The organism is Sphingobacterium paramultivorum, from assembly GCF_014109745.1.
In the GTDB taxonomy this organism is placed as follows: Bacteria; Bacteroidota; Bacteroidia; order Sphingobacteriales; family Sphingobacteriaceae; genus Sphingobacterium; species Sphingobacterium paramultivorum.
Window position 1 is genome coordinate 3,801,264 of the sequence record NZ_CP058555.1, and the last position, 20,358, is coordinate 3,821,621.

The window sequence follows — 20,358 nt, forward strand, 5'->3', positions numbered from 1 at the left end:
GAGCGTGGTTTCAATTGACTAAATCCATCTTTTCAATAATTTAAAAACTTTGCTCTTTTTAGCATAGGGTGGATAAATCAACGTAGAAACTGAAAATTTAGATTGAAACATGACAGCCCTTTCGTGTGAAAATGCCTTAAAGCCAAACTGCCCATGACAACTGCCCATGCCACTGCCATTGACACCACCAAAAGGCAAATGAGGGTTGGAAACGTGAATCAAAACATCATTCACACAAGCCCCTCCTGAGGACACCTGTTTCAGGATATATTGAATATTAGACTTGTTATTGCTAAATATATATAAAGCTAAAGGCTTTTCAGCGCGATTAATGAGTGCTAGAGCCTCTTGTAGGTCTTCATAGGTTACTATGGGAAGTATAGGACCAAATATTTCTTCTTGCATAATACTGTTGTCGGCCTTCACATCGATCAACAATGCCGGACTTAATGTCAGATCATCGTCTAATTGTCCACCTTCGCACAGTTTTGCCCCACATACTGTTGCATTCGCGATTAATGAAACAAGACGATTAGCGTGCTTTTGGTTAATGATCTTTGCATAAACTGTTCGATCCAGCTGCCCATCTTCCGTAAAAAACATACTTTTAATCGCCTTTAGATAATAGTTTACAAATTCATCCCGCTTATCTTTAGGCAAAAGAACATAATCTGGCGCAATGCAGGTTTGCCCTGCATTGATTAATTTTCCCCAAGCAACTTTATGGGCAGTCATTTCCAAATCTGCAGTCTCATCTAATATAACGGGTGATTTTCCACCAAGCTCCAAGGTTACAGAACTGAGATTGCGGGAGGCAGCCTGCATAACAAGTTTACCTACTGCTGGACTCCCGGTGAAGAAAATATGATCAAAGGGAAGCTCCAATAGCGCTTCGGAAACAGGCTGTTCACCTTCAATACAGGCCACTTCCCGTTGGTCAAATCCTTTGGTCAAGATCTCCCCAATAACTGCAGACGTGAATGAACTATGTTCTGAGGGCTTTAAAATCACACAATTGCCCGCTGCAATAGCTGAAATCAAAGGACTCATTGTGAGCTGAAAAGGGTAGTTCCAAGGCGATATAATGAGCGCCGTACCCTTAGGTTGGTAGGTAATTGTACTTTTAGCAAAAAAATTGGTCATCGAGCGGCCAACCTGTTTAGGGTTCATCCATTTTCGTAAATGTCGTATTGCAAATGCTATTTCACCGTAAATAAACAATACTTCGCTTATGGCGGCTTCACTTCGTGACTTCCGTAAATCTTTTTCGAGCGCCGCATAGATTAAATCCTCATGACTTTCAATAAGCGCCCTTAGCTTATAGAGTTTCTTTATACGCTCCTGTGCACTGCTAGACCGTAATTCATATTTAAAAAGCTGCTGCTGTTCAAATATTAAACCTATCTGATCCGTTAACGTCTCTTTGTTCATACCAATTGAAGATCAATATTATTATTTTTTTGATGGCATATTATTGATCCATTGGCGAATCAGATCCACACCTTCTTTATGTATTATACTTCTGGCCAACTCCGGCATCGCTGTACCGGGTTCCACACTATTCATCCGATAAAGCAGGATAGAATGCTTGGCATCTCCGGGAACCACATCAAAATCCAAGCCACCTGCTCCACCTCCAGCTGAAACAGGAGCTTTACCAATACCAAGGTGGGAAGGAATTTTCACATCATAATCCAGGAAAAGCCCTGTATTATAAGCGTCTCCCCCTTTGGTATGGCAATGCGCACAATTCACATCTAAATAGGCTCTTGCCCGTTGTTCCAAACTGAATTTGTTTTCATCAGTCCATATAGGCAATTGCGGTACTTTCTTTAGATCGGGCATATTGGCCACCCGGCCAAGGGAAAGCCATTTGGCTAGTTGGTTGATCGAATCACCTAATCGCACAAAATTGAGGTTTCGGGCTTTTGGACCTATGGGCATCAGTTTGGAGCTATTGTTATGACAGCGCTTGCAATCGTTGGTGTTGGGTACCATATAGTTTGTCGTATGCTTATTGCCCGCATTATCTATCAATGTAATCGATAGTTTAGCACCGCGAATATGTTTAATAGCATCGGTCTGCCCATCATTCCACAGATAATTCATCACTTTCCAGGCATGATCAGCTGGATCCTTCACCAGTAAGCGCGTCTCTATCAACACTTTTTTCCTTTGTTCATTTATGTAGGAGAAATTCTTTATAATAATGGTTGAGTCGGGAAAATCTAACGGACCATGCGCTGTGTAGCCTATTTTCCCTCCTTTTGGCAAGACAATAAAGCGGTCTTTAACGGCATAATCAGAAAATAGAGGCGTGCTCAGATCGTAGCCCAAGATATCAGCTCTTGCCACTAATTGGTTTAGTTTTCCAGTAAAAAAGCCGTATTCGGACAGTCGTTCTCTAAATTCAAAAGAGACAGCCCTATGATCTGATGATTTCTTTTGCCCCTGCCGACAGCTCTGTTGCAGCAAAAGCAGGATCACACTCAATATTCCGATACAGACGAAGGCAAATTTTGTTGGTTTCACTGTTATTTGCATTGAAAAGGTTGTACATTACTTGAGGGTTTCCACTTCGCCGGTTGACCTGCGTGACTAAAATCTGCCGATACAAACATATTCTCACCCGGCTGATTGATACAGATGGAATCCGGGTTTTGCGTATGACCATTCGTGATCACATTACTGGTAATACCATCATACAATATGGCAGGAATCCGCTTATTTTTCCTATCCGGCTCAACGCTATTCAACTGGGCTTCAGTAGCAATAATCAATTGACCGATACGATGCTCATAAGCTGCTTGCGGGAATTTATCCCCCATCTTAATGGTATTTCTATAAATTTTAACATGTGTGGGTATTGGGGAATAATTTGCATTGATGCGTTCCGCAGCTTTTTCATCCACAGCAAAACCTGAAGCAATCGTAATCGCAGACGTGTTGTTTTGTTCGATAACATTATCGTAAATTTCAATATTTGATGTAGAAAGAATAATGATACCACTTCCCGGAGATGCATTCCCTACTCCCCAAAAAGTTCCGAAACTCCCACCTTTGGCAAAATTTTTAAAATTATTATCATAGATTTTGTTGTGATACGCCTTTACCCTTCCACCACGCTGTGAAAGTTCAGGCAGATCAAAAATCAGAAATCCGGCTGTATTTCCATAGAATTCATTGTCGTAAACTTCAGCATCTGTTGTATTTTCAATTTCACAACCTGCCACATTTTTCGCTGCTTTGCATTTCCGCACAATGACACCTTTTGTCTGTCCAACATAGATACCTGCATCTGAAGCCCCTTCGGCATAACAATTCTCAACAAGCACATTTTTACAGAGCACAGGATAAATCCCATATCCGCCACTTGTAGAATCGGCCAAGCTCCATATACTATGAAGATTTGAAATGACAACGTCTTGGCTATTGTTTATCTTCAATAGATCTCCTTTTGAATCACGAATGGTCATATTCCCAATCGCTAAACCTTTCACATCAGTAACCCGGATTCCCTCTCCTCCCTGTGTCTGACTGGAAAAATCAATAATTGTCTTATCATAGCCCTCGCCTTCAATCTTAATATGATTTACTTGCGCAATACTCAGATTATCGAAGGAGTATTTTCCAGCTTTTAGCACGATATTGGTGCTATCTTTAATGGAAAGGAAAGCTTCTTCAATAGCCTCTTCTTGTCCAGGAGTAAACGTAAGGACTTTGTAACTGTCTTTCGATTGGTCGGCACAGCTGTACAGGAAGGAAGCTGTGACCGCAATACCAATCAATTGTTTTAAATATCTTTTCATGTTCTGATTTATTTATTTTTTGATTAGAAAATATTATAAGCATAAGTGACATAATACACTGCCCCTATACGTGGATTAGCAATTCCTGTCGAATAATACTTGTTTGTGATATTGGTCCCCCCAATACGAATTCCGGATCGAGCCTTAACAAATTTATAGCTCACTTGCGCATCGATCACCGCTGAGCTTGGCACTTGACCTGCGGCAAGTCCTCCAGACACGACATAATAGTACCCCGGTTTATAACGTAAGGAAGTACTAAAAGACCAAACCTGTTTTTTCCCAAAGCCACTATTCGCGAATTCAAGATTAAAGTGATAATGTGGTGTATTGAAATTGTTAATTTGACTATTGTTCTTATTTTTTAGGTAGTCAGAATAATAATTGGCCTTGGTCACAAAATTCCGGCCTAGATCCAAACTAATACTCGCGGCATATCCATAGGTATTTACGGTCTCTCCGCCATTAAAAGCGATATTATACTGAACATAGGTCGCATGATCTTTAAAAGCATTGTAATCGTCGCTTCCAGGAGTATTGGCAACATTGGCATAGCCAATAAAATTCTTCCAAGTTGAAAAATACCCCAACACATCGATCATCACCCGCTTGCCCAACATAGCTGCATAGCCCAGTTCGAAAGCATTAACCGACTGCGGCTTAATATCATCAAATTTAAATTTCTGAAGTACGGTTGGATCGTTCGATTGCTGAAACTTCTGCACGCTTTCCAAGGTGTAAGGAGGATAGCGATCAAATTGATAATTATCGATCAACAACAGCGATGAACCGCCGGAGGAATAGCTATTATAACCGTTTAAGGTATTTTGCAAGGCTTGTATATTAGAGGGGAAACTATACGCATTCTGATAAGAAAGGCGTAAATAATTCTGATGAAACAAATCAAACACCAGTGATGCTCTTGAAGTTAACTTTGGCTGAGCAAACAACGTATTCTTATCGTAACGGAATGAAGTGGCAATATTAAGGCGATCATCCAATACTTTTTTGGCGAGTTGCAGGTAAGCACTGTACTCTTTTACATGAATCGGCTTATCCTTATCCGGGAATAGTGTATTTTTTGAATTTAGATTGTACAAACGCCAATTGACACCTGCAATCACCTGCATAAATTTTACGAGATCTGAGAAATTATATTGTGCTTCGGCATTGTATAATTTGCTGCGGTCCAAGAACAGCGTTCCACCCTGCGATATTGGTGTATTGCTGATACTATCTTTAAGTCTATTGAACAGCGGTGTTCCAAGTTCGGCACGTCCTTGATCGGCTAACGTGCGTGCCGCTAGATGAGCGTCTGTGAGCGAAGTACCTGAAGCAAGTGCATTTAAGAGACCGGCAGTATACTCAGGATACCAGCCACCTGTTCCTCCATCGTAACTTGTTTTCCAAGATTCATTGATATATTGTGCCGTCGGCCCTGCAACCAGTGTCCTCCCCGAATTTTCTTGGGTCGTATACGTTCTGAAAAACCATTTATCCCCACGAAGCTCCAGCCGATATTGCCCTACTTTAAATCCTTTCAGCTGATAACGCGTATCGTTGGTATACACAATATTACCTGTACCAAAAGTGGCTGAAGCGATGGCTTCAATAGTGGTGGAAACCTTGTAACGGAATTCACCATTGATTTTAAAGAGCTTGGCTCTATTATCGAGATAGCCATATTCGGGGTATCCAGTCCGGGCAACATAATTTGGATTTTTCAGTAGGGGCTCGATTAGGGGGGCCAATTCCGGATTTCCCTGAAGTGCACCTTCCAAAAAGGGATTAATATCTGTCGAAGTCGCTCCTCCATACAGGTTAACCCCATTATAGTTTGGATCTGTCAGCGCTGTCCCAGGACCGTTTTTGTTGGTTTCATCGTTGGCTACCCAATCTTTTGCCTGCGTATACTGACCATTGATCTTGAAAGCAATTTTATTCCCCATTTGTTTTGCATAGCGTATAGCCCAATCATAATAGGGTGACGTAGGCACAGGATCATTGTTCTTTTTATGATTGATATGGTTGACACCTTGAGTCACCAACACACTTAATCCTTGATATTTAAACGGATTTTTACCTGTGGCAACCATCGTACCATTCAATCCCCTTGACCCATACAAGGCTGAAGATGCTCCAGACAGCACCTCTATATTATCGACATCAAGTTGAGTTAGCCCGATGACCGATCCGAGCGGAAAATTCAGTCCTGGCGCCTGATTATCCATCCCGTCTACGATCTGAGTAAAGTTGGTGTTCCCACTGGTATTGAATCCACGCGTTGTAACACTGGTAAAACCAATACTGGATACGGTAACATCGACTCCTCTCAAGCCTTGAAGCATATCCATGTAATTTAATTGTGCAGCATTACGAATGTCTTTGCTGCTCATTTGCTCAATTGTTACTGGCGCGGATAGTTTACTTTGTACGGTTCTACTTGCAGAAACAACAACTTCCTGCCCCAAAATGGGCGATAAATTCAAAGAAATATGCAATGGAGATGACAGGTTATTCACCAAAACTTCTTTCGATTCATACCCGATAGCGGAAATATACAGCGTAATGGGTAGTGGTCTATTTGTTTTCAGCTGAAAACGCCCTCGATCATCCGTGAAAGTACCTTCTTTTCCGTTTTTTACGTGGATCGAAACTGCATAGGCCGGCTCGGATGTTGAGCTATTGCTGACCTGCCCATTGATGATCTGTTGTGCAGACAAACTAAATGGCACACAGATACAGAGAATCTGGATTAATAAGGCAATTTTTTTCATGTTTATATTGGTTAGCGTATTATTATCGCTTCAATGCTTCACCTTACCCGCCATGATTCTCCAAAATGGACAATCGAGAATTATATTCTGAGCCCTCTAAAAATTAGGCTGACTAGAAATTTGGTATCCCGAAGACTTTGTGCATAGTCAATTTCAACCTGCCGCTTCAGTATCGCCTGCTGCTCTGTACTATGTTTCAATGCATTAGCAAAATTTATAAGTACAGAAGCTATATTTTCAGGATCTGTTAGATCCAATTTTTCATGTGCAATAGCCTGCGTGAGAAGCTTAGTAAGAAAAGCTTTCTCTTGCACCATCATTGCATCATATAGTTCAAAAAAACGAGGTAAAATCTTATCAAGTGACTCGACAGACACCCTATTCATATTTAGCACATTGGTATAATAGTTCAATCTCGATTCTAAATAAAAAGAAATCTGATTCTCCACTCCCTTCTTTTTCAATGTACTTTTTTGTAATGTATCGATAAAAGATTGTCCTTCTCGTATTGCTACTTCAATAAAAATATCCTCTTTGTTCTTGTAATAATAATAAAGAGACGTTTTGTTCAATCCTACAGTTTTAGCAATGTCTTCCAAGGTTGTTTTTTCCAATCCATAACGCTCGAAACATTCCATGGCCGCCTGTCCAATTCTTTCTTTGACCTGTTCCTTTTTGTTCATCTAAAATAAAGTTAGTAATATATTTTTCAATTTTCAAACATTTAAATAAAATGTTTGAAAATTGAAAAATATATCAAGATGTAAACCTAACACTGTTAAAAGTCAAATAAATACAGACTTAACATGTTACGCCAAACATAGACAAATTGATTTTTAAATAAAAGAAGTATGCGATCTTATTCAGGTTTATTCGCGACAAAATTGTCTATACTGCACTTTTTTAAGGGGCTCCGTTTTCTTTTCATCAAAGTATCTTGACTCCATCTTCTCTATTTTGTTTCCTGTTAAAACAGTCCAGCTATAAAAAACAGACCAATCACAGGTTGTTTATTTGGAAAAGCAGGCTCCTCGCAAATAGAATATGACTATTATGTATATAGTTGGGGTTATTTTTAGATTATCTACAAAAAAAAAAGCACTAAAAGAGAAGTAGTTACAAATCATTTATTGTTTATCAAAACATTAAAAAAAATCTTTGGCAAACTATTTGTTTGAACAGCGAAAGCTTTCTAATCGGAAACACACAACTTATATTTTTTTAAATTATCATGAAAAAAGTAATTCTACCTTTTCTAACACTTTTTACGCTACTATTTGTCGCTCATCAGCAAGCAAACGCACAAACTCCCTATCGGACAGCCATTGGTCTTGGAATAGATGTCGGCGATGGTCAAACATTATTCGGTCCACAGATAAAACACAATTTTGGTGGAAATGATGCTGGAAATGCACAAGTATTATTTGGAGACAATATTACTGTTATCGGCGTGGATTATTCATACAACAAACGTATTCCTGGATCTCGAGGTCTTTCATGGTACATTGGTGTTGGTCCACAAGTATCATTTATTGATTATGGTAAATGGCACGACGACTGGTATGACGACTACCATTGGAAAGATGGAAAAACACATACTGATTTTGCGATCCGTCCAGCTTTGGGTCTAGAGTTCAAAATACCTTCTGCGCCATTGGCCATGCATTTCGACTGGAAACCTTGGTGGAATCTTTCTCATGGTTCTAATTTCGAGCCATCGCGTTTTTCTTTAGGATTTAAATTCGTTTTGAAATAGCATAACGCGAATACAAATAACAAAAATCCTGCTCATCATCGGTGTGGCAGGATTTTTTGTTTTCACCATTAAGGTGTTTTTATCTTTACACCGACAAAGTATGTCCTTGGCATGTTGGGGCCATAAATGTAATTGCTATCGCGATTTTTCCCGGTATCAAAATCAGTTTGATACGCATTAAAAATATTTTTTACCCCTGCATAAAGCTCAATGACATTTTTGTATTTAGGTAAGTTAAATGCATAAGCTACTTTACTATTGAGCTCCGAAAAGGCTCTTGTCCGTACCATTTGATCGTCAGGAAAATTATCTGCTCCCCCGACATGGGCAATACGCATATTTCCCGTATAAACATAGTTTAAATTGATTGTCCAGGGTTTACTTCCTGTAATATTGAGGTTGGCAAAACCATATTCGTTGGGTGTCCGCAAAAATGATCGAATTGGAGCTACTCCTTCCAAATACGACACCGGACTATCATACTTGCTTTGCTGCACTGTCAATCCAGTTTCCAACTGAATCTTCTTAGCATAATTTACACGTAATTCCAATGTTCCTCCGGCTACTGTTGCGTTGTTTCCATTTCGCTTTTCAAAAATCTTCCCAAAATTATCTGCACCGATTTCCTCAAGTACAAATGCATTATTCAGGTGCGTATAAAATCCTTCCAGGGTGAAGCCTGCTATCCACGTTTCAGTTGCTTTGTCGTAGTTTATCGAACCACTCAGGCTTTTTGAACGCTCCTCCCTTAAATCAGCAGATAACTGTACACGCGATACGCCGCCACCAGCAAATGCGATATGCAGGTCGGTGTCAAATGCCTGTGGCGCTCTAAAGCCGGTTCCATAGCTTAATCGAAATTGTGTTGTTGGGGCATATTTATAAAGGAGTGCTATTCGCGGACTGACAACAACTTTATGCAATAAATTATGTTTGTCAACCCGAACACCCGACAATACATTAAACTTAGTCGCCAAATCCCAATCACTTTGAAAGAAGCTTCCCCAATCTTTGGTATGCTGATCCACGAGATAATTATAACTCGGAATTTCGTCATAAACTTTGTCAGAAACATACTCCGATCCAATGGTCAATACATTACGACCACTAAAGAAATTGCGGATCTCATGATTCAATTGAAAACCTCCCTGAAGTGTTGTTGTTTTAGAATCCCCATAAGGTGGATGCTTAAGATGATTTTCAATCGCCTCAGGATCATCTGGAAATACGCCGGTATAATGTTTTCTATTGGTATTTTGAAAAGCAGTATAGACGATCAATGCCGATTTATCTTGATTGAAGTTAATCTGATAATCAGTGCTTCCCATCCAAATTTTATGATGCCGCTCTTCTGACTGCAGTGTTAAATACGCAGGTTTATCGGTCATTTCACCACCGAAACGATATTCATTCAGGTTGCTTAAGGAGACTTCTAATTTTTGATTATCCGAAAACTGATAGAATGAATTAATTCCTAAAGAGGTATTTTCAATTTTGGGCATTTCAGAAAAATTATCACCATTTGCATCATAGAAACCACGATCCCGCTTGTTGAAGAAGAATGAAGTTCCGGCATTCCCCTTCTCGTTGACTAATGTTGCATTGCCCCCGAGGTTAAAATCATTTGTCCCCCCACCTATACGCTGATAGAAAGAATTGATTTCATAGCTGTTTGCCCGTGGGAGCTTTGTAATCACATTCACCGTTCCGCCAATTGCGCTTGAACCATACAATGAGGAGCCGCCTCCGCGAACGACTTCAATTTTTTCAATCATATTGACCGGTAGTTGCTCCATGCCATAAAGTCCCATCAACGGACTGAAAATTGGCCGACCGTTAATCAGAATCTGTGAATAACCACCCTGAAGTCCATTCATCCGCAATTGCGTATAGTTACAGGTCTGACAGTCTGTTTCTACGCGCAATCCGGGTTGAAACTTCAAACCCTCCGAAAGGTTACACACTTGTAGATTGTCCAAAGTCTTGCTATCCAAAATATTTACCATTACAGGACTCTCTGTTTTCCTTTTAAATGTTTTGGTACCCGTTACCACAATTTCATCCAGTAAAAGTTCAGCCCCATCTAACTGAATATCTTTGGTCAATACCCCTGGACCGACTTTTACTGAATCACGGAATTCCTTAAATCCAATGTGTTTTACTTCCACTTCCCAGGTACCATGGGGGATACTTTCAACGATATACCTTCCCGAATTGTTCGACTTGGTACCTATCTGTAATTTTGGAATAACAACGGATGCTGCTCCTAACGGCACACCATTCTTATCGTAAACCTTACCAGTAATCTTACCTGTCTGTCCAAAGGAAATAAATCCTGTAAGCACCATGGCTATTGTCAAATGAGCACTGTACCCTTTCATCATGTTTTGCTTTTTTATATTTATAAATTTAGATTAGCAAATCTAACAAGTTAGATTAGGCTAACAAAATAATTATAACATAATTATTAGACACGGCTAATATTTAATAAATTTGTCTTATGATTTCACAGACCGAAGAGAATTACTTAAAAGCATTGTATAACCTCACTTACCTAAAGGGTGATGCGAATGTCAATGAAATAAGTAAAAGGCTCGACATCAAGATGCCCACAGTAAATAGTATGATGAAAAAACTAGCCGACAAAGGTTTCGTTCATTATGAAAGCTATAAACCATTGCGGTTAACTGAAGAAGGAAAGAAAGAAGCCGCCCTTATTATCCGGAAACATCGACTTACTGAAATGTATCTGGTTGATAAAATGGGGTTTGCCTGGGATGAAGTCCATCAGATTGCTGAACAGATTGAGCATATCCATTCGCCCGAATTTTTCAGTAAAATGGATGAGTTATTGGGTTATCCGACTGTGGATCCCCACGGGTCGCCAATTCCCGATTCTAATGGGGTTATGCCTTTGGAAAACTATGTGTTTCTAAATAGTTGTAAAGTAGGTGATATAGTTACATTAATGGCGGTTCAGCCATCTTCAAAGGAGCTTTTACAATATTTGACAGCGAAAAATCTCGAGCTCGGTACGACTTTAACAATCAAATCAATAGAACCGTTTGATGCTAGCATCACAGTGGAATACAAAGACAGGCCAACGGAAGTGCTAAGCAGCAAAGTCACCGCAACACTACTTGTACGCCCTATCGCCTAAACTAGGAGAGAATGAGATCCAAATGTTATTTTTTGAAATGAAATCTACTGTTATTTCTCTTTATTAAGAAAAAAAATATTAGAAACAACTAACAAAAATAAGTAAATATTTAAAATGCTAAACCCGGAGAATCTATAGAAATACGATAAATTATTAGTCTCTACAGTTCAACTATCAATTTGTAAAAATTGGGCGTTTATTCTTCAATTTGATACTTGATTGGTTGCCCGGTAGCAATCTCCCGTTCCAATATCTGCTCCGGAGAAAGATGTTCCAAAAACATAATCAGCGCCCTCAGGCTATTGCCGTGCGCAACAACGAGTACATTTTTACCTTCTTTCAGTTTGGGTGCTATAAAACGTTCATAATATGGAATAACACGTTCGTATGTATCTTTCAGGCTCTCACCTCCAGGCGGAGGCACATCAAAAGATCTGCGCCAAATATGCACTTGTTCAGAACCATATTTTTCGGCTGTTTCGGCCTTATTCAAGCCCTCAAGCTTTCCATAACCTCGTTCATTCAAAGCAGCGTCTATAACAATGGGGATGGGAGGATCGCCCATTTCATGCAAAATAATACTTAACGTATGCTGCGCTCTTATAAGTGTCGACGTATACGCTATATCAATTGGTTCATTTGCCAGAGCCAGTCCTGCCTGCCGAGCTTCCTGTTGTCCCAATTCAGTAATATCAACATCTTGCCATCCCGTAAAGCGATTTTCCAAATTCCATTGCGACTGTCCGTGCCGGACTAAAAAAAGTTTTGCCATTATTTATCCAAAGTTTTTCTAAACGGTCTCTCACTACGTACCCAACATCATATATAATAGCGATACATTCCATTTTGTTTTATTTATACCATTTAGTCCCGATCAAATCACCTAAACCTAGGATCGAAGTACTTCAAAATCCAACGACAGATCCTTTAGTTAAAACAATATACTGACATATTCAGTTCCCCTATTATTTGTATAAACTTATCGGTTATATCCGGGAACAGCAACTAATTTTAGGGTGAAAACTATCCTCATTACCAGAACTAAAAAAAATAAACACCTATAAATCAATCAAATAAAACAACATAAATTATTTAACATATTTTAATTCTACACAATGTAGAATATATTCTATATTTGTAGTATGAATAAATTATCAGCTACGGAAGAACAATTGATGGGCTACATCTGGGACATGAAAAAAGCTTTTATGAAAGATCTTATGGAAGCGTATTCTGAACCTAAACCAGCGCCAACAACTGTTGCTACATTATTGAAGAGAATGACTGAAAAGGGGGCGATATCTTATGTGCTTTATGGAAATTCGAGAGAGTATTATCCACTAATTGATAAAGACAACTATTACTTAGCACATGTAAATGATATCGTAGAAACCTACTTCGACAATTCAGCATTAAAATTTGCTTCTTTTTTCACTAAACAATCTCAGCTGAGCAAAGAGCAATTGGAGGAACTGAAAAATATAATTGATTCCGAAATTAAAAACAAAGAGACATGATGCTATATATTGGAAAACTGATAGCCTGTTCGGGTTTACTCTATCTTATTTATTGGTCAATACTACGCAACCAAAAACTACTGATATTCAACCGTTTTTATTTACTCGGGATTATCCCCCTATCTGTCGTCATTCCATTGGTGCAGATCGTTGTCCCATTTGATATTTTCAACTTACTGAACGACAGAAACAGTGATGTTACCCCTGCGGGGCCGATCATTAAACAGCCCGCAACAGATTCAGCACTCTTCAATAATTATCACGTCGATTGGTACGATGGCGCTCTGCTGATTTATGTAATTGTCACTATTGCATTACTTCTGAAACAGGTATGGTTATACCGCAAATTCCTTTATTATATCCGAAGTGCCACACCAACCGATGAACAGTCCATTTATTGCATACATGGCTTAAAAACACCATTTTCCTTTTTTCAAAAAATTTATGTTCCCAAAGAGGCCTACCAACAGCGCGGTATTGATCAGTCAATTATAACGCACGAACGGGCCCATTCCAATCAACGCCATTCGATGGATATACTTTTTATGCAGATTTTGGGTATATTTTTGTGGTTCAATCCCTTCATTTATCTCATTCAAAAATCGATCCGACAAACCCATGAATACCTTGCAGACGATGCCGTAGTCAAGATTCATGAAAAGTTAAGATACCAACATTTGATTATCGAGTGGAGCATGTCCACCCCTGATATAAACACATTACCGGCCAGTAATTTTAATTTTTTAACAACAAAAAAACGATTAATTATGTTACAAAAAAGAACAACCCGAAGTAAACTCTTGCTAATGCCCGGGCTTACTTTATTACTGACAGTAGCGATATCTACGTTGTTTTCAACACATGTGGAGGCACAGAAAACAACGCCGACCACGACAAAAAAAGCAGCAGCTGCCAACACCGCAATAACGCCGCCTGCATCAAAGCAACCGGACGCTCCTAAAACTAGTGGAAGATCTCCTAAATCACCGACAAAGGAAATGGCTCCGCCAATGATATCCCAGCGTAGGTCTTCTTCCCAACAGGAAGGTAATGTACGTTTCCCGGAACCTCGAAAAAAACCTGCCCCACCTCAAAAATCACCCAAAGTAATCGAGGAAGTAAGTGTTGAACAGGTCAAATTTGCGGAACCTCAAAAAAAATCTACTCCATCAAAAAAAACTTCGGCGATAATTGAAGAAGTGCAAGTAGCACCTAAAATTGAGGAAGTAAGGGTCGAAGATATTCAACTGCGTCAACCAAAGCGGATCAATCTTTCCGCCAATGTCAGTTCAAATCAAGATCAAAAAGATATTCAAGTTAAGGAGGAAACGCCCGCAAAGATCGTCCTAAAAATGAAACCCGAAGTAGAAGTAAAATCTGTAAATAAAAAATAAATAGCAGAATTCTTCGGAATACAATAAGAGGAATACAATTCCTCTTATTGCGTTATGTCTACTCCTCACGATTACTCACCTATAAACCAGAATGTTGTTTAGATTATCCAAAATTTAATGTACCAACTCTTCTTATAGATATTGATATAATCTAAAATCAAGTTAAAAATAAACATCAGCATTTTCCAGAATATAATTAAGGATTGAATTCGGGTTTAAAAAACGACAAATTCTACTATAGTTTATTTTTAAAGCAATCATGTCCAGCTAATGATCCTTAAAAACGGCGGAAAAAGTTACACCCATCTAGGTGAAATGAATGTCTACCGGATGCGCTCTTCTATCATTGACAAAGAAAAAGAAGCGGAAGATAACTATTGATCGTCATCGCAAAGATTGTTTTCTAATCATCACTGGTGCTCAAAAGAGCATGACGACGGAGGTAGAAATACCTCCGTTTTATTTTTTTCATCTTTATATCATCAATATTCGAACAAGCTCCAAAAGGGTACGACGTCAAATTCCCGCTATAGCATAAGCCTATTCGACGAGGCTATCCCCAGCAAAAAATAAAAAACTTTTTTATTACCTTAGATAAATAAATCGAACAAGAAAACAACTTGTTTTTCATTAACTATAGTTCACATATATGAAATTATATGCCTTTGTTTTGGGAGTAGGCTTACTTCCGGCCGTAGGATTATGTCAAAAGACCGTCACCCCTGGTAGCAGCGATATCAATACCAACTATATAAAACCGGAGAAATCACTGTATACGGTATATTATGTTAAAGATAATACCTGGGACAAACAAGGATCATTGACCTACGATATCGTAGCGGCCAACAATCAGCTGACCTTAACCAATACCTATGTTCCGAAAGACAATGCCTGGACTTCGATCCGCACGACGATTGCCGACGCAAAAACACTTCGGTCCATCAGCTACTCGAGCGATGGCAAGGAAACAAAAGTAAACCTCAACTTTGCAGAAACAATTACAGGTAATTATTATTCGAAGAAAACTAAAAAGGAAAAAAAGATCGACTTACAGCCAACTAGACCTTTTGTAGATTTTAACTGGACAGATCATCTGATTTCAACTCTACCTTTAGATCTAGGGTATAAAGCGCGCATCCCGCAATTTTATTACAATAGTGATTCCAACATTTTTGTCGAAGACTATACCATCAAGGAAGTAAAAAGCTACAGTTATGGTTCCCCAAAAACAGGTAAGCACGACAGTTGGCTGGTTACACTTTTAGAAGAAAGTACCGGAGCCATCTACAATTATGTCATCGATAAGAAAGATCGCCGATTATGGCAAAGGGAAATGTCCATGGGAAACGGAAAGTGGGAAATTACCGTAAACGAAGAACTGGACTATCAACCTATTAAAAATAGATTCAACAAAGAACAGGCTGCCCAGCAGGTTTCTCAGGGGAGCAGTGTTATTATCGGGACGGCTTACGCACGATCTAGCTCCGGAAAAAAACTTGGCGGGCTCGTGAATACTGCCAAAAAGCAATATGCTCCAAAAGGGACAGAAATTACGCTATTCGCCAACTCTGCTTATTACGAAGAATGGCTGGAAGTCAATAAAAAGATCCGAAAACAGAAAAAGGTCCAGGAAGTTCCATTAGACCCTGATTTTGGCTATGCTGTTAAAAAAGCAAAAGTGTATGATGATGAGGGGCGTTTCGAATTTGCAGATCTCATGCCAGGTGCATACGTGATTATGGCGAGCTTCGATTTCACCAATTCTTACAACTATTCCTATGTATCAGGCTACACCAATTATTATAACTATTGGGGTTATACAGGTTCCACGACAAATTACGGTACGGCAAGATCATCTTATGTCGACAAAGCCAATGTTGAGAAACACGTTACCATCGACAAAGACGGTGAAAAGAAAGAGGTAAACTTAAAGGAAATGTAATCCTAAAAATGCCCTTAAACAAACTCGTTTAACGGCATTTTTATATTTTTGAGATCTATTCCTAAAATGAGAAGATCATCTATCCATTTACTTTTTTCGAAGTTCAATATAGCGGTCTATGCTAATGGGAAAGTTATCGGCAGTACGCAGTAGAAAACAGGCAGCCGCTCCTACCCAGACTGAATAATCGAACGTCGATTTAATTCCTAACGAGAGGGTCATCACTATCGCAAAGCTGATCAGTAGAATCCCGGCAACAAATGCAGTAAAACGCAACTTATAGCCGATCAGCAGTAGGATTGCTAAAACAACCTCTAATAATGTTGCACCGATAGCAAGTATATTGCCGAAAGATTCGGGCACAAAAAAATTAAGGGTATTTGAATAGGCTACAAAATTGGCCCAATTTCCCCAGGAAACATGTGATGCCCCCGGTGCCCCCCACACCCCAAAACGATCTGCAACAGCAGACAAAAATGCTGTCGATACAGCTATACGTACAAAAAGTTGATTATACATGGTATAAATTATATAAATATGGTGTAAACGATATAAATCAAATTTAAGAGAACAAAAACAGTCCAAACTTAAACCAGTTTAAGAAACTTGTTTCAACCATCCCATACCGACAAAGCCCCTCCTCATTGTCATACCGCTGTTGTACCTTCACTTCCACGCTCATCGTTCGGCGATCACCTGTGGGTAAATCCATTGCACAGTTAAATCAATAAGGCTGCCAGCACGTGGGTGCTGTACAGCCTTATACATCAATTAATACGAATAAGAATTTAATATCATGTGTCTACTCCATTAAATGATAACACACTGTTATAATGACGACCAAGATGCTCAATAGTCCCAATGGAAATAAAAATTATAAACAAAAGCTAAGCATCGTCATAAGATGATCGATCTATCAAAACTGCATTGGTTTACTGTTAAATCCCCACAATAGTGATATCGCGTGTCAACAAGCCAAAGTACAATACTATATTTCAATCTGCCTATAGAAAATTTGCTACAGCTGCAGCGTTAATTCCTGCTGCTGTTGGTTTCTAAAAATTAACACCTTCGGCTGGTCTGCGTGTACATGCTTTTTAATCGCTTGTTGCAAGTCTATTAATTGATTTATTTTCTCGCCCTGGTAATTCAGTACAACATCACCGACACGCAAACCGCTTTTATAAAGATTGCCTTTTTCATCCAACTGGAGTAGCAGCACGCCGTTTATCGAGGGTAGGCCCGCAGCCGACTGCTCTCCCAAAGTCTCCACTGATTTAAATAAGCCCGACTTCCAGGCCCATCTGCTCCCCTGTTCCTTTGCTTCGGATTGGATCAACTGAGGTATTTCAGGACTAGCGGCAAGAGTTTTAAGTCTTTTACTCATAACCCCGAAATGCAGCATGTCAAAATTTTTAAAATCTTGATCGTTCCAGTTCTTCAATCGGAAATCACCATGTGCAGGATCCGTAAAGTTCAATTGAATAACACGACCATGTTTTTCTATGCCTTTCGCCCGATCTTTGTCTAGGTCATCCTGCCTCCCGTAGATATTATGGTCTACCTCTTCCCCCCAATACTTGACCTGTATATCCTGATGGGACTCCATCACAATATTATTACGGAATACATCGTGACTATTCTGAAACCAGACATGCGGATGAAAACCATTGTTGATCATCACGTTGTTATACACTTTGCGATAAAATCCTTCTCTTAGTTTTAGTCCCCCACTTAAACAAAGATTGTTGTAAATTTCATAGTTGGAAGATCCGTCGTCCAAATCAATATCCCAACCGTGATCACAGCGAAATCTATTATCATGAATTTTGGTTGTTTTGACTGCATCCAGCAATATTAAATTGGGATGTTTCTCCGTCAGTTCATCCATCTCCTTTCGATTAGGATGCCAAAATCGGTCGCGACCCCATGAGTTGAAGGCTCCATGATCGCTGGTTTCCAGGACTGTATTAAAAACATCATTGTAAGCTATCTCATGACCGCCCCAAGTACCATCACCTACATTAATACCTGCTCGAGGCACATCGTAAATGGTATTGTGCAAAATTCGTAAAGATTCAGCCATGGAGACCTGTACACCGGCGACTTGTTTTTCGATCAATCCAATGTTATGAATCAGATTGTCACTCGCCTCACAATCCATAGGATAATTATCGGTTTTTGGCCCTTTGATGGTATCCATTTGGGCAAACGGAACAAATTTTTCATATCGAAATTCCGGTGAGCGTACCGCCGCTGGATCTCCTACAAAATTAATCGCTCCTGCACCGATCTGTTCAATCCGGTTGCCTTCGATTTTGACCCCGCGATTGTAATTATTAACAAATATTGCATTGCCGCCCAAAGCGATAAAATCATTCGCGCGGAAAATACAGTTTTCCGCACCTTCAATCTTTACCGCTCCCTGTCGATCGATCGTCCAATCACTACGTAAGAGCGGTTCGCTTGTTTTCATAAAGGTAGGAGCAGTATACATGAAGCGAAGGCCACTAACCTCAATATCATGCACTGGGCTGGAAGATGAACCTGAAAGATGGATTAGATTTTCCAATTGTGGTGCTACAAACTTTAGCTGGTTGGGATCAACTCCTTTAGCAGGCATATAATATAATAGTGCTTTCTCCTCATCCAAATACCACTCCTGAAAGGTATCGAGTTCTTCAAAGATATTTTCTACAAAGCGATAGGTCTCGTGCATTTTGCTGGGACGATTATTTTGCTGTCCACCTTCAAGTGTAACTGTTGATAAGCCATCTTTTCCGGTAATCTTATAATGGAATCCTCCCCAGCGACCAGCATGCAAAGCATGTACAATTCCCCCCTTAGGGTTTTTCCAGGTTGCGACACGTTCGGGACTTAATGCATCTGCAGCATAGCCTTGAAATGGCAAGACAGTGGGATCGTAGTTTGGATAACGTGCCCGGACAAGATGCTTATCATTAGCATATAAACTTTGGACGTTTACTCCTCTTGGGACCTTAGCCTCCCAAATACCATGATCGCCCTGTTTCCATTTGAGGTTAAGCGATTTGGCACCACTCAGTGTAACTTGTGCTCCATCCTCGGCTTTAATCCGCAAGGGTTGCCTTCTTGTACCCGATATCCCAGCAGACAATTCAATCGGTTTATCCAGTTGATAGGTGCCTGCCATAAAGATGATTTCGATGCCCGGTGTATTTTTCCCTTGTTTCTGTTTTTCTACTGATCGCAGTGCGGCCTCAGCTGTGGCATAGGGACTTCCCTTAGTTCCTTGGTTTCTATCACTTCCTTTTGTACTGACATAAATACGTTTGACCGAGCCAGACTGTTGCCCACGCACGCTAAGCGAAGTGACACCGGTAAGGCCAATAAATAATAATTTTGGAAATAGCATACAAGATATCTTCATAATTTTAATCGTTCATATAGTTTTAGCTAGATTACATCGACTATAAACCCGCTATATAGTTAGGTCTATAAGACCATAAAAATAAAGTCGTTTGCTATGCACAAACGACTTTATCAGTTCGTGTTTCATTCGATCAGGTTAATATTTCACAAAACAATAGTATTTCGGCGAATTAACGAACGGTCTATTGAATCACTTCACTGATCTGTACCTCTGGCGTAATATTCGTATACTTTGGGAAATCTTCGGCAAACTTTTTCCCATTTTCTTTTAAAGGATCCTGATAGGCCGCAACAGAATCAAAATACAAATGGCAAATGGCCAAATAGATCGGACCTTCTGCTGAGCTACGTCCCGAAAACCCTTTATCAATGGTTACGCCTTTCAGTGCTTTACCGTAAACTTTTTTGACAAGCGCAATATGTTTAGGGAGATAATAATCCCAATCAAATGTCTTTCCAGGTCCATTGCGATAAAAGATCGATACCTTGATCATCCCCTTTTTATGAAAAGGTGGATCTGCCTTTGCATTGCACTGAAACCCCAACAGCATGGTTATCAAAACCATAACTAAAATGATCTTTGTTTTCATAT

The 20,358-nt window shown here is 39.6% G+C and carries 16 protein-coding genes; 5 read left to right on the forward strand and 11 right to left on the reverse strand.

The annotated features are described in order from the left end of the window. Positions 1–18 precede the first annotated feature (18 nt). From HS960_RS16000 to HS960_RS16020, 5 genes are all read right to left on the reverse strand, one after another. Complete coding sequence (locus tag HS960_RS16000; RefSeq protein WP_182330037.1) at positions 19–1,431, reverse strand: aldehyde dehydrogenase family protein; 1,413 nt, start codon at positions 1,429–1,431, stop codon at positions 19–21. A gap of 21 nt (positions 1,432–1,452) precedes the next feature. Beyond that, positions 1,453–2,532, reverse strand: coding sequence for an SO2930 family diheme c-type cytochrome (locus HS960_RS16005; RefSeq protein WP_228280045.1), 1,080 nt, complete (start codon positions 2,530–2,532; stop codon positions 1,453–1,455). A 2-nt stretch (positions 2,533–2,534) separates the two neighbouring features. Further along, the gene (locus tag HS960_RS16010) at positions 2,535–3,809 is read right to left on the reverse strand and encodes a parallel beta-helix domain-containing protein (protein ID WP_182330040.1); all 1,275 of its coding nucleotides are present in this window, start codon (positions 3,807–3,809) and stop codon (positions 2,535–2,537) included. A gap of 23 nt (positions 3,810–3,832) precedes the next feature. Then, positions 3,833–6,586 carry a TonB-dependent receptor gene (locus tag HS960_RS16015; RefSeq protein ID WP_159731939.1) on the reverse strand — a complete coding sequence of 918 codons (2,754 nt, stop codon included), beginning with the start codon at positions 6,584–6,586 and terminating at the stop codon, positions 3,833–3,835. Between the two features lie 80 nt (positions 6,587–6,666). Beyond that, positions 6,667–7,269: a TetR/AcrR family transcriptional regulator gene (locus HS960_RS16020; protein ID WP_120335275.1), complete on the reverse strand. Its 603-nt coding sequence runs from the start codon at positions 7,267–7,269 to the stop codon at positions 6,667–6,669. A gap of 548 nt (positions 7,270–7,817) precedes the next feature. Between HS960_RS16020 and HS960_RS16025 the strand changes: the two genes are divergently transcribed. After that, positions 7,818–8,342, forward strand: a complete 525-nt coding sequence (locus tag HS960_RS16025; protein ID WP_070564708.1) for a hypothetical protein — start codon at positions 7,818–7,820, stop codon at positions 8,340–8,342. Between the two features lie 68 nt (positions 8,343–8,410). Here the strand turns inward: HS960_RS16025 and HS960_RS16030 are convergent, their stop codons facing one another. Beyond that, positions 8,411–10,726 carry a TonB-dependent receptor gene (locus HS960_RS16030; protein WP_202883694.1) on the reverse strand — a complete coding sequence of 772 codons (2,316 nt, stop codon included), beginning with the start codon at positions 10,724–10,726 and terminating at the stop codon, positions 8,411–8,413. Positions 10,727–10,842: 116 nt separating this feature from the next. On the opposite strand from HS960_RS16030, the gene HS960_RS16035 reads away from it, so the two are divergent. Then, on the forward strand, positions 10,843–11,502 hold the full coding sequence (locus HS960_RS16035) for a metal-dependent transcriptional regulator (RefSeq protein ID WP_182330042.1): 660 nt from the start codon (positions 10,843–10,845) through the stop codon (positions 11,500–11,502). A 196-nt stretch (positions 11,503–11,698) separates the two neighbouring features. On the opposite strand, the gene HS960_RS16040 is transcribed toward HS960_RS16035, so the two are convergent. Beyond that, positions 11,699–12,274 (reverse strand): 2,3-bisphosphoglycerate-dependent phosphoglycerate mutase, encoded by a 576-nt coding sequence (locus HS960_RS16040; protein ID WP_182330044.1) that lies wholly within the window; start codon positions 12,272–12,274, stop codon positions 11,699–11,701. Positions 12,275–12,644: 370 nt separating this feature from the next. Here HS960_RS16040 and HS960_RS16045 point away from each other — a divergent pair, with 370 nt between their 5' ends. The 3 genes from HS960_RS16045 (at position 12,645) to HS960_RS16055 (ending at position 16,355) form a co-directional block, all read left to right on the forward strand. Further along, entirely contained in the window at positions 12,645–13,019 is a 375-nt protein-coding gene (locus HS960_RS16045) for a BlaI/MecI/CopY family transcriptional regulator (RefSeq protein WP_112373710.1), read from the forward strand. Then, positions 13,016–14,413: a M56 family metallopeptidase gene (locus HS960_RS16050; RefSeq protein WP_159731941.1), complete on the forward strand. Its 1,398-nt coding sequence runs from the start codon at positions 13,016–13,018 to the stop codon at positions 14,411–14,413. Before HS960_RS16045 ends, HS960_RS16050 begins: the two co-directional genes overlap by 4 nt. 649 nt (positions 14,414–15,062) lie before the next feature. Further along, complete coding sequence (locus HS960_RS16055) at positions 15,063–16,355, forward strand: hypothetical protein (RefSeq protein WP_159731943.1); 1,293 nt, start codon at positions 15,063–15,065, stop codon at positions 16,353–16,355. An 87-nt stretch (positions 16,356–16,442) separates the two neighbouring features. Here the strand turns inward: HS960_RS16055 and HS960_RS16060 are convergent, their stop codons facing one another. The 4 genes from HS960_RS16060 to HS960_RS16075 all read right to left on the reverse strand — a co-directional run bounded on the left by HS960_RS16060 (position 16,443) and on the right by HS960_RS16075 (position 20,356). After that, positions 16,443–16,874, reverse strand: a complete 432-nt coding sequence (locus HS960_RS16060; protein WP_182330046.1) for a DoxX family protein — start codon at positions 16,872–16,874, stop codon at positions 16,443–16,445. A gap of 43 nt (positions 16,875–16,917) precedes the next feature. Further along, positions 16,918–17,067, reverse strand: coding sequence for a hypothetical protein (locus HS960_RS16065; RefSeq protein WP_159731948.1), 150 nt, complete (start codon positions 17,065–17,067; stop codon positions 16,918–16,920). A gap of 306 nt (positions 17,068–17,373) precedes the next feature. Further along, positions 17,374–19,764, reverse strand: coding sequence for a PDZ domain-containing protein (locus HS960_RS16070; protein ID WP_159731951.1), 2,391 nt, complete (start codon positions 19,762–19,764; stop codon positions 17,374–17,376). Positions 19,765–19,948: 184 nt separating this feature from the next. Further along, a complete protein-coding gene (locus HS960_RS16075) occupies positions 19,949–20,356 on the reverse strand; it encodes an EthD family reductase (RefSeq protein WP_153847876.1) in 408 nt (135 codons plus the stop codon). Between the last annotated feature and the right edge of the window lie 2 nt (positions 20,357–20,358).

Coding starts and splice junctions, on each gene's coding strand:
- HS960_RS16000 (WP_182330037.1), bottom strand. CDS start 1,431: ATGAACAAAGAGACGTTAACGGATCAGATAGGTTTAATATTTGAACAG.
- HS960_RS16060 (WP_182330046.1), bottom strand. CDS start 16,874: ATGTATAATCAACTTTTTGTACGTATAGCTGTATCGACAGCATTTTTG.
- HS960_RS16045 (WP_112373710.1), top strand. CDS start 12,645: ATGAATAAATTATCAGCTACGGAAGAACAATTGATGGGCTACATCTGG.
- HS960_RS16040 (WP_182330044.1), bottom strand. CDS start 12,274: ATGGCAAAACTTTTTTTAGTCCGGCACGGACAGTCGCAATGGAATTTG.
- HS960_RS16015 (WP_159731939.1), bottom strand. CDS start 6,586: ATGAAAAAAATTGCCTTATTAATCCAGATTCTCTGTATCTGTGTGCCA.
- HS960_RS16035 (WP_182330042.1), top strand. CDS start 10,843: ATGATTTCACAGACCGAAGAGAATTACTTAAAAGCATTGTATAACCTC.
- HS960_RS16025 (WP_070564708.1), top strand. CDS start 7,818: ATGAAAAAAGTAATTCTACCTTTTCTAACACTTTTTACGCTACTATTT.
- HS960_RS16065 (WP_159731948.1), bottom strand. CDS start 17,067: ATGGATTTACCCACAGGTGATCGCCGAACGATGAGCGTGGAAGTGAAG.
- HS960_RS16010 (WP_182330040.1), bottom strand. CDS start 3,809: ATGAAAAGATATTTAAAACAATTGATTGGTATTGCGGTCACAGCTTCC.
- HS960_RS16030 (WP_202883694.1), bottom strand. CDS start 10,726: ATGATGAAAGGGTACAGTGCTCATTTGACAATAGCCATGGTGCTTACA.
- HS960_RS16055 (WP_159731943.1), top strand. CDS start 15,063: ATGAAATTATATGCCTTTGTTTTGGGAGTAGGCTTACTTCCGGCCGTA.
- HS960_RS16050 (WP_159731941.1), top strand. CDS start 13,016: ATGATGCTATATATTGGAAAACTGATAGCCTGTTCGGGTTTACTCTAT.
- HS960_RS16070 (WP_159731951.1), bottom strand. CDS start 19,764: ATGAAGATATCTTGTATGCTATTTCCAAAATTATTATTTATTGGCCTT.
- HS960_RS16075 (WP_153847876.1), bottom strand. CDS start 20,356: ATGAAAACAAAGATCATTTTAGTTATGGTTTTGATAACCATGCTGTTG.
- HS960_RS16020 (WP_120335275.1), bottom strand. CDS start 7,269: ATGAACAAAAAGGAACAGGTCAAAGAAAGAATTGGACAGGCGGCCATG.